The organism is Candidatus Tisiphia endosymbiont of Hybos culiciformis, from assembly GCF_964030975.1.
In the GTDB taxonomy this organism is placed as follows: Bacteria; Pseudomonadota; Alphaproteobacteria; order Rickettsiales; family Rickettsiaceae; genus Tisiphia.
In genome coordinates, this window is sequence record NZ_CAXIQH010000001.1 from 1,193,086 (window position 1) to 1,207,060 (window position 13,975).

The following is a 13,975-nucleotide window of genomic DNA, read 5'->3' on the forward strand; positions in this document are numbered from 1 at the left end:
ACTTAAATAGCAGGGCAGTTTAAAAGTCGCAACTAATGATATAAAATACTAGATTATAGAAACGAATAACCGTCATCGCGAGCCACGAAGTGGCGTGGCGATCCAAATAAACAGCTTGCTGTTTTATTTTTGCCGTTGCAATTTTTTGGATTGCCGTGTCGTAGCGAAGCGGCTCCTCGCAATGACGTTTATGCATTTCTCAAAACAGATTCTTATACCATTAGTTGCGACTTTTAAACTGCCCTGCTTAAATAGTCCCCCGTCAAAGTCTAAAGATACAACATCTGCTATGTTTAACAAAAAGGATGTCATTCCTGCGTAGGCAGGAATCTATAATATCTCAGGGCTTTTTGTCGACTATTTTAGATCCCTGCTTTCGCAGGGATGACAAGCTTGGTACTGTGATTAGGTTATAAAAACTTTGTAAATCCATAAGGTTTTTGACAAAATAGGGTGAAAATCTTATGGATTTTGATGTGGTTTTTAACCGCAAACATGTATTACCTCTAATACCTACAGCCTTTTTGACGGAGCGACTAAATAAAATTGAAGATTGTTTAATAAATGCATCTTTCAATGTTTGAACAAGCTATAATCAATACAGCTTCTAATGATAGAATTAACCATATTTCACATATAGTTATGCTCATAGGATTAGGTGATAAAGAACATAACGATTGTAAGTTGTCATTCCCGCGAAGGCGGGAATCTAGATACCTGCTTTCGCAGGTATGACACAAAGTTTGTATCACCTAATTCAATAGGTTTCACTATACCTTTACAGAACTAATGTTTATGGTCATGATGATGGACGTAAAAACCAATTGCTGACAAGGTGTTTAGGAAGTCCTGGTTTTCTGCTAAATCATTTGGTTTTCCGCTACAGCAGATATGTCCATTTAAACATATCACTTGGTCGGAATTTTTCATTACCGTAAATAAGTCATGTGAGATCATAAAAATAGTAATATTTAGACGTTTTTTTATTTGATTAATAATCCGATAAAATTCTTGTTGGCTAGTAACATCTAATGATTGAGTTGGTTCATCTAAAATAATTAGATCAGGATTATTCAGTAAGGTAGCAGTTAGCATTAACTTTTGAAATTGACCACCAGACAGTTCAGAAATATCGTGATGCTTATAATTATCAAAATCAATGAAATTGCCCAACTCTTGCCAATCCTTGTTAGTGCTATTTGAAGCTAATAAATATAAAAATTTTTCAGCTGTAATTGGTAAATCTGAGGCAAAATCTAGTCTTTGAGGTACATAGCCAATTTTTAAATTAGGATGAATTATTATGTTACCAGATGAAGGGCTGTCTAAACCCAAGATTAATCTAGCTATTGTTGTTTTGCCAGCACCATTTGGACCGATTAACGTGGTTACTTCGCCTTTCTTAACAGTAAAATTAATATTGGTAAGGGGTAACTTTTTGCCAAATTGTTTAGATACATTACTGAACTTTATTAATATAGTATTTTCTGATTTTAGGATAGGCATAACAACTATAATTATGATTTTGTATGGTCGCAATGGTGCATACGTCGTTACTGTAAGGAATCATACCCTACATTTTTTATTTTGTAGTGAAAATGTAATTCGACATAATGTCCCAATTTAAGGAAAAAAAACCGATCTCTAACTGTCATTGCGAGGAGCCACTTTAGGCGACGAAGCAATCCAAAAGACCAGAAGTGGATTGCTTCGTCGTGCTTACACACTCCTCGCAATGACGCTTGTGTAGCATAATATCCTTATAATTTTTTGCTATTTTTACGATAGAATAAAAAATGTAGGGTACTATGGTAAGGAATGCACAAGCCCAACAAAACAATCCACGTTGTAATTCCTAGCTGCGGCGGTAATCCATAATATCTCAGGGCTTTTTGAGTGTTGTTTTAGATTCCCGCCGTTGCTAAGAATGACAAACTTGGCTATACATGTATTCGTAGGGATGATATATTTGCTAAATCTATAAAAGTCTATTTAACAATTTCCCATTGACCATCTGGTTTACGACAAGCTTTGCCATAAGCTTTCTCTTGCTTACCACCCACAACAACTGTCTGAGTATACTCACGGCAATATTGCCCTTGATCATTTTTAAAAGCTCTTTCTGGTGTTACATATCCGTAATTACCACTATCCGGGTTACGCCATTCTACACTTTGACCACTAGCACTAGTCTCCAGTGCCTTCTGAGAGCTTAATTGTGCCAATTGCCTGTCATGCTCATCCATAGTTTGACCAATTTGACCACCGATAAGTGCTCCAGCTAAAACACCTATACCAGTTGCTGCAAGTTGCCCTGTACCTTTGCCAAATTGCGACCCTAAAAGCCCACCAGCTACACCGCCAATTAATGTGCCGCCCCCTTGTTTATTCATACCGGAACAACCGTGCAACATTGTTGTTGCCAAAATAATTGCTGTAATTTTGAATGTTAAATTCATAAAACCATATAATTTTAAGTTAAAGATATATAAGAAATCTTATTAAGTGAATAATAATCGTTAAATTTGACACATTCCTTGATTAGAGTATATTATAGCTAACTTGATTAGCGATTTAGCCATAGTAAACCAGCGTCATTGCGAGGAGGCATAAGCCGACGAAGCAATCCATTTCTAATCACTTTTCTGGATTGCTTCGTCGCTACTAAGGTAGCTCCTCGCAATGACGTCTGTGAATTTGGCGTAATGTTAGTCGGGTTAACTATAGCCGGATAATAATGTATTTTATATTATAAAACAATTGAAATTTTATATGACTACTTTAGAGCATCATAACTTAATTAAATCTGCATCTTACGTATCTTTTATTGTAGCTACATTCATTTTACTTATTAAATCTTATGGGTGGTTCGTGACTGATTCTCAGTCTATTTTAGCATCTTTAATTGATGCTATGCTTGATATTTCATCGTCTTTTATTAATTTAATTGCTATTCGTTTTGCATTGCAACCTCCTGATTATCACCATAGATTTGGGCATGAAAAAATCCAAGATTTAGCAATTTTTTCACAATCAGTATTCTTTTGTGTTTCTGGTTTATTTATTTGTTCTTCTGCAGTAAAGTCTCTTATTGATAGATCAGTTCCAAGCAATATAGAGTCTGGCATCAATGTAATGTATTTATGTATTATCCTAACTTTTATTTTAGTAACATATCAAACTTATGTGATAAAAAAGACTGGTTCGGAAATAATAAAAGTAGATAAATTACATTATTTTACAGATTTACTAACAAATATTGCAGTAATTGTTTCTATAAACTTAACTACTAGTTTTTGGTTTATAGATTCATTATTTGGTATAGGTATTTCAGTATATATAATATATACTTCTTATGTTTTATTCAGAAAGGCTTTTAAAAATCTTATTGATGAAGAGCTACCGGAAAAAGATAGAAAAAAAATTATATCAATAATTAGTAGCTTTAAAGAAGTAAAAGGCATCCATGAAATGAAAACTAGATATGCTGCAAGTAAACCATTTATACAATGTCACATAGAAATGGATGGAGATATGTCATTATATAGTTCTCATCATTATAGTGATCAGATTTGTAGTGCATTGCTATTAGAGTTTCCAGGGGCAGAAATAATTATTCATCTAGATCCATATGGTTATGAAGAAAAAGTTAATTACCGTGAAAACATCAACCCAGTTTAACAATTTTTTCATGGAGGAAGCTTTAAAGCAAGCACAACTTGCTTTAGATAATAATGAAATTCCAGTAGGTGCTATTATCGTAAATAGAATAACTAGCAAAGTTATTGCAAAGGCTTATAATATTGTTGAACAAATAAAGAATCCGATATTGCATGCTGAAATTGTAACGATTAATCAATCTTGTCAGATTTTAGCTAGTAAGAATTTATCAGATTGTGATATGTATGTTACTTTAGAGCCATGTGCAATGTGTTCTGCTGCAATATCTTTTGCCAGAATAGGTAGATTATTTTACGCAGCAGATGACCCAAAACAGGGATCGATTGAAAATGGTGGGCGTTTCTTCAACAGCAAATCTTGTTTCTACCGTCCTGAAATATATAGTGGCTTTTCGGCAAAAATTTCCGAGAATCTAATCAAAGAGTTTTTTCACAAGGTAAGGTATAGTTATGCTCATAGGATTAGGTGATAAAGAACATAACGATTGTAAGTTGTCATTCCCGCGAAGGCGGGAATCTAGATACCTGCTTTCGCAGGTATGACACAAAGTTTGTATCACCTAATTCAATAGGTTTCACTATATCAAAAATGTAATCTCTAGAACCCCACTACTGGTCTAATTAGTCTCCCCGTCAAAAGTGCAAAAAATTCAAAAATTAGCACCTTAGCAAAAAATTTTTGTATAAAATTTTAGAGTTTAATTGTTCTGATGTAATTTTTTGATATAAAAAGATGATTTTTAGAAAATTTTTGCATGACGTTTTGTTAACGATTTTGTAATCGTTTGATTAATTTTCTTTATTTGCTAATTTTTATGTAGAAAAATTTGTTTTGAGCAGGTGATTAGCAATACACCGTAAGTTCAATCCTACAGCGGAAATTAACGGATTTATTATATCTCCTATTACTCCTTTTAAGTAATTTCTGCCAACTCTACCATAATGCTTAAGGTGTCCTATTATCGGCTCTATAGCACTTCTTCTCTTGATCATTGCCTTATCATCTGAGGATAGCTTCTTCTTGCAATATGGGCTATACACCTTGTCTTTTTCTTTAAAATTATTCCCCTTATAGCCTAAATCAACAAATGTCCTGGCTATTCCCACTCCTGTTAATTTCTTTACAACCTCTACAGTCTGCGATAATGTATGACCATCATATGGATTGCCATGAAATGATTTGGCCGCTAATACAAAATTACCTCGACCACTTACTGCTATCGAAACCTTGTTACCAAACTCATAGGGTTTGTTTAATTTCCCTTTACCTATGCACTCTACCTCCGGTGCGTGAAAACTATATAATACTTTATTATCCTCCTTATATCGCTCTTTCTCTGCTTTACTCAGTATAGATTGTGCCTGAATCTTTTTAATCTTATTTAGTATTTCTTGCTGCTTTAATGACAAACTTAACTTTGTTTTTGCTATTTCTCGCTGACATATTCTTATTAAACGACCCAGCAATATCTTTAAATGTTGCATTACCTTCTTACGTTTTTTGGCTTTACTATTATCCTTATATTTCCATAATTTTACTATGTCTTTTTTATATTGCTTGGCATATGTCTCATGTAACTTAATGCCTAAAGTATGACATAACTTTACTAGCTCTATTCTTGCCTTATCCATCAAATACACATCATGAGGATACTTAATATTCTTAATTTGTACTGTAGTATCAACGATTATCGATGCTAAGTCTTTTTTTTTAAGCACTCCGACTTTGCAACCAATTCTTGTTAATTCTTTTAATATCTCATTATATCCTTCTTCCCCTAATATAGCACGAAACCTTCGTATACTAGCTTCTGATATCTCAGCATCTTTCTGCAAATATTCCCAACCACAAAAATATTGCCAATATACGTTCTCTCTCAGCTCTTCTTCAGCTGCAGCATCTGACAGGTTATACATCGCTTGCAGCATAGTTACTCCAAGTAATAACCTGTGACATCTGCGATTCCTACCAAATTTCTTGATATTAACATTTGTCAATAACCATTCCTCTAAAACAGTCCAATTTATTAACGATCTTAATTTATATAACTTGTTATTAGGGTTTAATTCTTCGGTCAATTTATAACCAAAAAGCTGTCCTTGTTTTTGGGATTTTATTATATCTTCTATCGGCATAATTCATACAATCCATAAGGTTTCTGCCAATATTATAGCATTTTCTTATGGATTATCTAGATATTTTTACCCGCTAACCATATTATATATTATCCTTCTAGACTTTTGACGGGGAGACTCATTAATCTTATTGTCATTATGTATTTGTTGTAATTTATCGATTAATTGATTAGTAATGATTGATAATTTATCATTTATTTGTTGCTTGCTAGTATGTTGGTCAAATCCAATAATTTGCTGGCTAATTAATTGTTTAGTTTGCTCACCAAATATATATTTAGTTAGTTCTGGATGAGCGATATTTAGCAATTCTGGGTAAAAATCCACTCCTGTTTTGGCAAAAAACTTTTTTAAATTAACTAGCAGCCCGGATTTTTTATCACTATCCTGCTGGGCATAATATAGCAATATTTTCTTATTGATGTGGCTAACCGCTGATCGCATCTCTTGTATTTCTCTACTTACTTCAAATTGTAGATCAATATTTTGCTTAGCAGTTGCCATAATATCTTGTACCGTACCAGCAATGAATCGGATTAGCTCGGTATTTAGCTTTTTTATTTGCAGACAAATAGTTGGACGAAAGGAAAAAGCACTATTAGGCAAGTATTCCATCAAGCCACCATCTCTTAAAATAGCTGGTACATCACCTTCATTCAGTAGCTCCACCGATTCAATAATATCACCACCAAGCCGCTCACCATCATATAATAATTGCTCGATTGTAACAAAGCTTTCAGGATTATTTAAAAATAAATTGTCTAATTCCGCATAAATACGGGAGAATATTCGATGATAGGCAAAAGATACCGCCAAAATATTCATAATCTTAGGTAAATAATTTTGATAATATTTTTGTAAAAAATTCTCTATCTCAGCTCTATATTCATCATAATTAGCAACTAGCCTATTTTTGTATTTAAAACAATCACCAACATTATCGATCTTAAGTCTCAAGATAGTTTCTGCTTGAGCTTGTACAATATGCTCTAGCTTGGTTATATCACCTCTAAACTCATAAGCACTATCGTCCTTTAATGATTGCATCATTGACCGACAAGCAGCATTTTCTCCAGGCTGTTGGATATTTACGCGACAATCAGCATAAACTGCTTTATCAGTAACAAAATGCTTGGCAGAAAAATAACGAGTTTGCAGTACTTCTAGATATTCCTTGCTGCTTACACCAGTATCATCACTTCTCCGAACATGCAAGTATAACATATCGCCACTTTCAGCATAGATCGGCGTGATACCTAATACTTGACCATCGCCACCCAGCCAATGTTGTGACCAACCCATAATTTTTAAATCATGCGAATAGATAAAACTAGCAAAAGAGCCATTTTTTAGCACTGCCACTATCATCGAAAATGGACTATTACAGCCAACAATTTGTCTAATACCACCAGCAAATATATGCTCAGCATAGGCAGTGATGTCTGATATCTGAAAGCCACCTTTTTCTTGTGAATAATACAAACTATTGATTTTACAGCCATTACCTTCAACAAAGAAGATGGTCTTACCTATTATTACTGGTTTCAGTGGTGATATCGGTAGCTCAATCTCTTTATGGATTTTGACAAACTCCCCCTTAGCTCGATCTCCTTCTTTGACTAAATAAATGCCATCACTAGTGCCTAATAATAACTCATCAGCAAAAGGCACTGACCATAGGACATTATCAAAAGTAGATGAGGAGAAGGTTGCTGAAAAAGCACTTAACGGGTTACGAGCCTCTAGCAAAGTCCTATATGCCATCCTAAAATCACTAAAATCTCCCTTATAGCTTGCCCAAATTGAATGAATATTTTTATTAACCCCAAAGCACCATAATCGGTTTTCAAAAGTAACCACTGAAGTACAATATAATTTCTCCTGCTCGGCTTTATAGATGGGAGATTGATTACCAACATATCTTGTATTTTCTGCTCGTTGGTAAAGGTCTTTTAATGTATTGTTAATTTGATCTACTTCCGCTCCATAGATTACCTCATTAAAAGGTTTTTGTATGGTATTATATCCTTCTTGCCTTACAGTAAAATAATTAACTTGACATTTTAGAGGCTCAATAATAAACATCTTATCTTTACCAGGAAAATTACTGGCTAGCTCATAGCTACTACTTGAGGCTATCTCAGCTCTTTCACCATATTCTACCTGTCTCTTTCTTGCCTGTTCTTCAATATGTTGGTAAAATTGCTCGACAATTTGCGGATCAACGGAGAATTTAAAAATTGGTCTCTTATTACCAAAGGAAATATAAGCAATTCCTTGAAACACTACATAAGAAAAATCCTTAGGACGAAAATGGAAATTTTGCCCCTCATCCTGTATAACTTTACTAGTTAACAACAATTCTCCACCAACAAAGAATAAGCAGCGAGTCTCTAGCTGGTGCGATTCGAAAACCAGCAAGTAGGATAATTTTCTTGAAAACATCACAGCTGCCATTTTCTTTGGCACATTATCAGTGAACAAATGAACAAATTGTGTGCCATGTCTACGCATAATGCCACCTGATGGCAGTAACATAAAATTAATCAGCTTCTTAACGCCATTCTGATATAATGCTAGCTCAGTTCTACCTTCGATGGTTGGTGTTAGCTCACCACCTGAAAAGTTGTTTTTCTGTGAGTAAACAAATTGTTCTTGTTGCATAGCATATTTACACTTCGCCGGAATTAATTAGGTTATAATCAACCGCGTAAATTCTTCTTGTTTCTTCTAATTTGATCAAATATTGTTTTTTTAGTCCATCAGCAAATATACTATCGGAATACATAGCAAATGACACTTGCGAGGCTAACGATAAAGCCGCTAATAACTTAAAGCTAGCAGGTACTTGTTGCCAAATAGTCATATCGTTATTTAGTAAATTATCAACAATGTTTCTGCTATAGTAAAACAGTGAGGTAAGTTTACCGCCCTTGAAGTAAATCTTACCTGCTTCTGTATAAAATTGTAGATTAGATGGCACTATTACCGCACATTTAATACAATCATTAATGTCCGGTACTTCGGTAAAGTTTTGTCTATTACCTTCGATATTATCGACTCTCCGTAAGGCAAATGACCACTTAACCATTAATATAGTATCTTCAATAGCAGGGTTAACAAATTCCTCACATAATTCTTCGGCTTTTGATACTCTACCACCACCAATGCTACTAATACCAACATTTGAGCCAAGTAGCACTACTGCCTTCTTGATAATCTCATATTTCACGGTAGCTACACTAATGAATAAATTTTTAAGTTACTCATCATCATTTTCACTTTCAACAATACCACCAGCAAAGTCATCATCCTCCACAATATCAGCATCACCACCAGCAACATCAACGCCCCCAACGGCAGCCACACCACCAACAATACCACCGGCAGCCGCTCTCCTTATGACCATCCCTCGTACTCTAGTAGCTAAATTGTCGTTGGCAATTACTGCTAAATCATTTTCATTAATATCATCTGTATTATCACTATTCCGACATTGATTGCCAAACATCTGCCATGGCATTGTTATGCTATGCACACCTCTCTTGTGATGAACCGCCTCTATTGCTTTCCACAATGCACCTTGATGGCTGTTGCGATCGTAATTCTCTAAACATTTAATGACAACTACTGCTTGTTCATTATCACGACTAGCTCCAAAAGCTTCACTGTAATATAATACCTTGGCATAATGATATTGTACTAGCTCTTCAATACCCTTCTTGTTAGAACCACTGACCGTGTTGAATCTTATAGCTCCTTCATTAAAAGCATAGCAATCCCTAGCAGCATATCTAGATTGAACCGCATCCCCAGTATTATCAAATATACCACCCAGCATCTCACTAGTAATAAAAGTGAATCCTAAGAAACTATTAACTTCACCACTTACTAAAGCTCTAACGTTATTATAGTCATAATTGGTAATTTGTGGATCGCGTAACAAGTCTGAGATTTGATTACTTGAACATAGTAAGTACAATTTATCATACATACCAAAAGAACGTTTTTTTAAGATATGATGAGCTTTTATTAGTTTATCAACTGTTAGTCCGGCTCTTTTCGAGCTAATGATACCTCTGTTGGCAGCAACTGCAACTTGAGCATTTAAGGTTAAATTAACATCAGTAACCCTAATTCCTATCGGTACCACATTATTAGCTACATCAAAGTTAATCACATTGCTGCCTGTCCGTCCTGCTCTGACAGGACTAGCAAAAGCACTGATAATAACCCGGTCTTGTTGTCTACCCATTGCCCAGCCTGCCATTTTAGGAAAATGTGAGGTAGGATCGGTTAATAGGTTTAGCTTATCGTTCCTATCCATGGTAGCGTTCCAATGATAGCTCGATGCCGTCAAAAAGCGTCTTGAAATAGTTGGTATTTTAAATTCTATTTGTTCTAGCTTGTCACGGTCTCCATCATCAGCGTAATGCCCATGCAAATGATTATCAGGGTCAATCGGGTGTCTAGTTCTACTCTCCACCTCATGGGTAGTCATTGACTCAAAGCTAATTACCTCAGTATCCTGTGTGCCATTAGTAACGCATTTTCGTAGTTTAGAGCCTTCTTGCTGAATAACTAAGTTGATATTTTTGGCAAATTGTTCTTTAAGACCATCTGTTATTTGTTCCATTTATTCCTCCTCAAATAATCTATCAATAGACTTACTTAGTATAAGTCAATCTAGTTGGTAATTTTGTCGTCGAAACTCGCCTCCGTTCCTCACGTACGTCTATGTACGCTGCGGTACTCGGCTTCGTTTCTCCTAAAAATTCCTCAACTATTTTTGACTTATGCTAGGTAAGTCTTATTAAAGTGCGATATCATTTATACTAGAATGTGGTCGTTGTCCGCTACGCAGCTAACGATTTTTCGGGTATATATGATATTAGTGGCTCTTTTATGATAGGTTATTGCGAAGTTGCAGCCTTAAAATGAGTTGTCACCTACATCAAACTTTAATGATTGGTTGGTTACGTTATTTTTTATTAGACTTACTTAGCATAAGTCAAAGATAGTTGAGGGATTTTTAGGAGAAACGAAGCCGAGTACCGCAGCGTACATAGACGTACGCGAGGAGCGGAGGCGAGTTTCGACACCAAAATCACCAACTAGATTGACTTATGTAGGAAGTCTATTGTTTTTTATCATAAGCAATTTTGTACAATTGTTCCCTACGTTTAACAGCTTGCTCATGTCCCGTATGGTCTTTACTCTTTAATTTTACCACAAACTCGGGGTCAGATTCAAGCTTTTCTATCTCTGCTAATGCCCCATCCCTACTGTTAATTGCTGGTAGCTCTTTACCAGTTACTAACGAGTCGGATTTTAAGGTTTCACCGACTTTAACTAATAAATCAACTAAAGCTGGTGAGTAATGTGAGTCTTCAATTAATTTAGCCAATTCTTTAGTGCCAAACTTAGATAAGGCTGCCTGCATCACTGTCATTTTACTGTCAAAACCTTCACCATAATTGTCTTTCAGCCAACCAATGTGAGAGTGACGTGTTTGCTCAATAGCATTTTGTTGCTGTTTCTGCAAATCCTGCGAAAAACCATACAAAGAATTAAGCAGCTTCTCACCTTGCCTTTTAGATAATCCACTTTGGTAAAACATGTCCTCATAACGAGCTAAATACTCTTCATCTTCTTTGGCTCGTTTATCAGTATATCTCTTATCTTCAGGCAATCCCAAGCGACTATAAAATTTATGCCATTCTTCATCAGAGCTATCATCTTTTGGCACAGCAACTCGCTGATTCAAGCTCTTCTCTGCTTCCAAATAGCTCTGAGCTAAAGATGAGACATCCTTGAATTTACCCAGTGACTCAGCTTTGCGTATTTCCTCAGGCATGTTAGCTAGCCAGTCATTACCAGAGGAAGTAGGGCTAGTTTCATAGTTATTAGCAGTTACTTCTTTGCTCATAGATTATTCTTCTTTTAACTTTTTAATTTCTTCAAGGGTTAGTTTTGTATATTTAACTATTTTTTCTATTGGTTCATTATCAATTAACATTTCTTTTGCTGTGGTTATAGCTCTTTTTTCTTCGCCTCTAGCTTCGCCTCTAGCTTCGCCTCTAGCTTCAGCATCTTCAATTTGTTGCTGTTCTACCGCTAAATTATCAAAACGAGCTTTGGTCATTTGCTCATAGGTGTTAAGCTCTGCCTCCGACCAGCTAGCTTGGTCTACTGCCTCAAATGCTCTCCTTATAATTTCATCCTTACCTATTAAATTCTCTATCTCTGTTAATGTTAATGCACTATCTCCTGCATGCTTGAAAAAATACATCCATTTTTCTTCAATAGTTTTTAGCTCATTAATAGTCTTATTAAATTTCTCGAGTTCTAAAAAGACAAAGTAAAAATCTTTTAAATCATTGGCATAGCTCTCTGTATCTAAAATACGATGTTGCGATTTCCAATGTTTTTTATCGTCAAACATCACAAAATCAGCTATTGCTAAAAATATCACTCCTTTTAATTTTGCATATACTGCCTGTTTCTTGTGGTTCTCATCTTCTTTAATTATTTGCTGAGAATATGCTTTAGCTGCATAATATTGGGCTCTTTTCTCAAATCCTGGATGCTTACTTACCTGCATCTCTACTATGAATTGATTACCGTGTTGATCTTTACATAAAACATCAACTATAGACTTTCTGTAAATAGCAATATCAGGAACTTGGATAGTTGGTAAAAACGTCACCTCAATTATTTTCTCATTTCCTTCACACTTGAGAACATCATTTAAAAAATGCACTAGTATATCTTTGTTCTTTTCAGTACCAAAGATTTTACGAAAACAAAAATCATTTTTAGGATCAAGAAACTTTGATAAAAACATATAACATAACCTCTTAATTGTACTAAATGTTGCCTTTATTTATCTGATTCATTAATATTTTTAGCACCATCGATATTATTAATTCCATCATCTTCTGAAATCTGCGAGCAGATATATAGGAACAAAGCTCGATGCCCTTCCAGAAAGGCAGTGTAATCACTTTCTTGCCTAACAAAATTGCTGCGATATATACCACTCATTTGAGCTAAATCCTCTAATGCGAATTAAGAGCTGAAGAAGACTAAGTGAATGCTTGAAAAGTACCAATCCAATAGATAAAATGTCTTTGTTTTCAACGTAAAATGGCATTTTATATGGATTGGCAATCACAATTAATATCACTCTACCTATTTATTTGCAAAGAATATCAACATAAGTTAAGAAAAAACATGGCACGTATTTCTAATTATTCAAATTTAACTTTCTCGGATGAAGAGGTTATGACAATCTATATATTCGGTATTATGAGTAAACGCCATACAGTTAAGGAAATTTATGAATATACCGATAGGCACTTGCGTGACTGGTTTAAAGCGTTACCAAGCTATGTAGCTTTTGTACAGAGATTAAATAAAGTTTCTCATCTGTTTAGCGGTTTAATGACAGCTCTCTATCACCAACTTCCAAAAGATTATAATCAGTCTTATCCATTACTTTTGGATTCTATGCCAATAATATTAGCTCATAGAGGTAGAAGATTTAACGCAAAAATAGCTCCAGAGATTGCGACTAATAATGGTTACTGTGCAACTAAAAAACTCCATTATTACGGGATTAAATTACATGCAGCGGGAAGTTACAAAAAGGGATACTTGCCTATACCGCAATATTTTGGAATAACGGATGCTGGTACTGCAGATATAAGGTTTTATGAGGAATTATCTAAGCAATTACCAGAAAATAGTAGGGTTTTCGCAGACAAAGCCTATCAAACAGGGAATCAGCCAGTTGCAGATCAAGGTGGTATTACTCTATACACCCCGGTTAAGAAAGCTAAAGGGCAGGAATTGTTAGATGCGGCAGATAGACTACTATCCAGTGCAATATCAAGCGTGAGGCAACCCATAGAGTCGCTATTTAATTGGATTGAAGAAAAGACCAATATACAAATAGCTAGTAAGGTCAGATCTTACAATGGGCTTATGGTACATGTTTTTGGTAAAATTTCGGTAGCTCTATTCATGATGCAAACTCGGTTTTGCTCTTAATTGGCATTCTAATACTATCTTACCATCTTCTCCACTAAAAAGCTTGCAATAAATTGATTTTAATTGCTCTTTTGTTAGTAAATTTGGTGGGGATGAGGAGTTAA

General features: G+C 35.0%; 14 protein-coding genes and 1 pseudogene. 5 read left to right on the forward strand and 10 right to left on the reverse strand.

The window, feature by feature from the left end; all coding sequences use genetic code 11:
- Positions 1–19: 19 nt before the first annotated feature.
- Entirely contained in the window at positions 20–196 is a 177-nt protein-coding gene (locus ACQH2P_RS06415) for a hypothetical protein (protein WP_425362513.1), read from the reverse strand.
- A gap of 462 nt (positions 197–658) precedes the next feature.
- Here ACQH2P_RS06415 and ACQH2P_RS06420 point away from each other — a divergent pair, with 462 nt between their 5' ends.
- The gene (locus ACQH2P_RS06420) at positions 659–790 is read left to right on the forward strand and encodes a hypothetical protein (protein ID WP_425363499.1); all 132 of its coding nucleotides are present in this window, start codon (positions 659–661) and stop codon (positions 788–790) included.
- On the opposite strand, the gene ACQH2P_RS06425 is transcribed toward ACQH2P_RS06420, so the two are convergent.
- Positions 787–1,506, reverse strand: coding sequence for a metal ABC transporter ATP-binding protein (locus ACQH2P_RS06425; protein ID WP_425363500.1), 720 nt, complete (start codon positions 1,504–1,506; stop codon positions 787–789). The genes ACQH2P_RS06420 and ACQH2P_RS06425 overlap by 4 nt on opposite strands.
- A 482-nt stretch (positions 1,507–1,988) precedes the next feature.
- Complete coding sequence (locus ACQH2P_RS06430) at positions 1,989–2,459, reverse strand: RT0821/Lpp0805 family surface protein (RefSeq protein WP_425363501.1); 471 nt, start codon at positions 2,457–2,459, stop codon at positions 1,989–1,991.
- Positions 2,460–2,772: 313 nt separating this feature from the next.
- Between ACQH2P_RS06430 and ACQH2P_RS06435 the strand changes: the two genes are divergently transcribed.
- The 3 genes from ACQH2P_RS06435 to ACQH2P_RS06445 are packed head-to-tail and all read left to right on the forward strand — an operon-like array spanning position 2,773 to position 4,275.
- Positions 2,773–3,681 carry a cation diffusion facilitator family transporter gene (locus ACQH2P_RS06435; protein WP_425363502.1) on the forward strand — a complete coding sequence of 303 codons (909 nt, stop codon included), beginning with the start codon at positions 2,773–2,775 and terminating at the stop codon, positions 3,679–3,681.
- A complete protein-coding gene (locus ACQH2P_RS06440) occupies positions 3,638–4,150 on the forward strand; it encodes a nucleoside deaminase (protein ID WP_425363503.1) in 513 nt (170 codons plus the stop codon). Before ACQH2P_RS06435 ends, ACQH2P_RS06440 begins: the two co-directional genes overlap by 44 nt.
- A complete protein-coding gene (locus ACQH2P_RS06445) occupies positions 4,147–4,275 on the forward strand; it encodes a hypothetical protein (RefSeq protein WP_425363504.1) in 129 nt (42 codons plus the stop codon). Before ACQH2P_RS06440 ends, ACQH2P_RS06445 begins: the two co-directional genes overlap by 4 nt.
- Before the next feature lie 218 nt (positions 4,276–4,493).
- On the opposite strand, the gene ACQH2P_RS06450 is transcribed toward ACQH2P_RS06445, so the two are convergent.
- The 7 genes and pseudogenes from ACQH2P_RS06450 to ACQH2P_RS06480 all read right to left on the reverse strand — a co-directional run.
- Positions 4,494–5,816 carry an IS5 family transposase gene (locus ACQH2P_RS06450; RefSeq protein ID WP_425362593.1) on the reverse strand — a complete coding sequence of 441 codons (1,323 nt, stop codon included), beginning with the start codon at positions 5,814–5,816 and terminating at the stop codon, positions 4,494–4,496.
- 66 nt (positions 5,817–5,882) lie between these two features.
- Positions 5,883–8,480, reverse strand: a complete 2,598-nt coding sequence (locus ACQH2P_RS06455; protein ID WP_425363505.1) for a phage tail protein — start codon at positions 8,478–8,480, stop codon at positions 5,883–5,885.
- Between the two features lie 7 nt (positions 8,481–8,487).
- A complete protein-coding gene (locus ACQH2P_RS06460; RefSeq protein ID WP_425363506.1) occupies positions 8,488–9,048 on the reverse strand; it encodes a hypothetical protein in 561 nt (186 codons plus the stop codon).
- A 30-nt stretch (positions 9,049–9,078) separates the two neighbouring features.
- On the reverse strand, positions 9,079–10,452 hold the full coding sequence (locus ACQH2P_RS06465) for a phage capsid protein (RefSeq protein WP_425363507.1): 1,374 nt from the start codon (positions 10,450–10,452) through the stop codon (positions 9,079–9,081).
- A 501-nt stretch (positions 10,453–10,953) separates the two neighbouring features.
- Complete coding sequence (locus ACQH2P_RS06470) at positions 10,954–11,745, reverse strand: hypothetical protein (RefSeq protein ID WP_425363508.1); 792 nt, start codon at positions 11,743–11,745, stop codon at positions 10,954–10,956.
- Between the two features lie 3 nt (positions 11,746–11,748).
- Positions 11,749–12,663, reverse strand: a complete 915-nt coding sequence (locus ACQH2P_RS06475; protein ID WP_425363509.1) for an Rpn family recombination-promoting nuclease/putative transposase — start codon at positions 12,661–12,663, stop codon at positions 11,749–11,751.
- A gap of 35 nt (positions 12,664–12,698) precedes the next feature.
- A pseudogene (locus tag ACQH2P_RS06480) lies at positions 12,699–12,869 on the reverse strand (Bbp19 family protein); the annotation flags it as partial.
- Positions 12,870–12,977: 108 nt separating this feature from the next.
- Between ACQH2P_RS06480 and ACQH2P_RS06485 the strand changes: the two are divergent.
- Complete coding sequence (locus ACQH2P_RS06485; protein WP_425363013.1) at positions 12,978–13,871, forward strand: transposase; 894 nt, start codon at positions 12,978–12,980, stop codon at positions 13,869–13,871.
- The last annotated feature ends 104 nt before the right edge of the window (positions 13,872–13,975 follow it).

Coding starts and splice junctions, on each gene's coding strand:
- ACQH2P_RS06415 (WP_425362513.1), bottom strand. CDS start 196: ATGCATAAACGTCATTGCGAGGAGCCGCTTCGCTACGACACGGCAATC.
- ACQH2P_RS06425 (WP_425363500.1), bottom strand. CDS start 1,506: ATGCCTATCCTAAAATCAGAAAATACTATATTAATAAAGTTCAGTAAT.
- ACQH2P_RS06430 (WP_425363501.1), bottom strand. CDS start 2,459: ATGAATTTAACATTCAAAATTACAGCAATTATTTTGGCAACAACAATG.
- ACQH2P_RS06435 (WP_425363502.1), top strand. CDS start 2,773: ATGACTACTTTAGAGCATCATAACTTAATTAAATCTGCATCTTACGTA.
- ACQH2P_RS06440 (WP_425363503.1), top strand. CDS start 3,638: ATGAAGAAAAAGTTAATTACCGTGAAAACATCAACCCAGTTTAACAAT.
- ACQH2P_RS06450 (WP_425362593.1), bottom strand. CDS start 5,816: ATGCCGATAGAAGATATAATAAAATCCCAAAAACAAGGACAGCTTTTT.
- ACQH2P_RS06455 (WP_425363505.1), bottom strand. CDS start 8,480: ATGCAACAAGAACAATTTGTTTACTCACAGAAAAACAACTTTTCAGGT.
- ACQH2P_RS06465 (WP_425363507.1), bottom strand. CDS start 10,452: ATGGAACAAATAACAGATGGTCTTAAAGAACAATTTGCCAAAAATATC.
- ACQH2P_RS06470 (WP_425363508.1), bottom strand. CDS start 11,745: ATGAGCAAAGAAGTAACTGCTAATAACTATGAAACTAGCCCTACTTCC.
- ACQH2P_RS06475 (WP_425363509.1), bottom strand. CDS start 12,663: ATGTTTTTATCAAAGTTTCTTGATCCTAAAAATGATTTTTGTTTTCGT.
- ACQH2P_RS06485 (WP_425363013.1), top strand. CDS start 12,978: ATGGATTGGCAATCACAATTAATATCACTCTACCTATTTATTTGCAAA.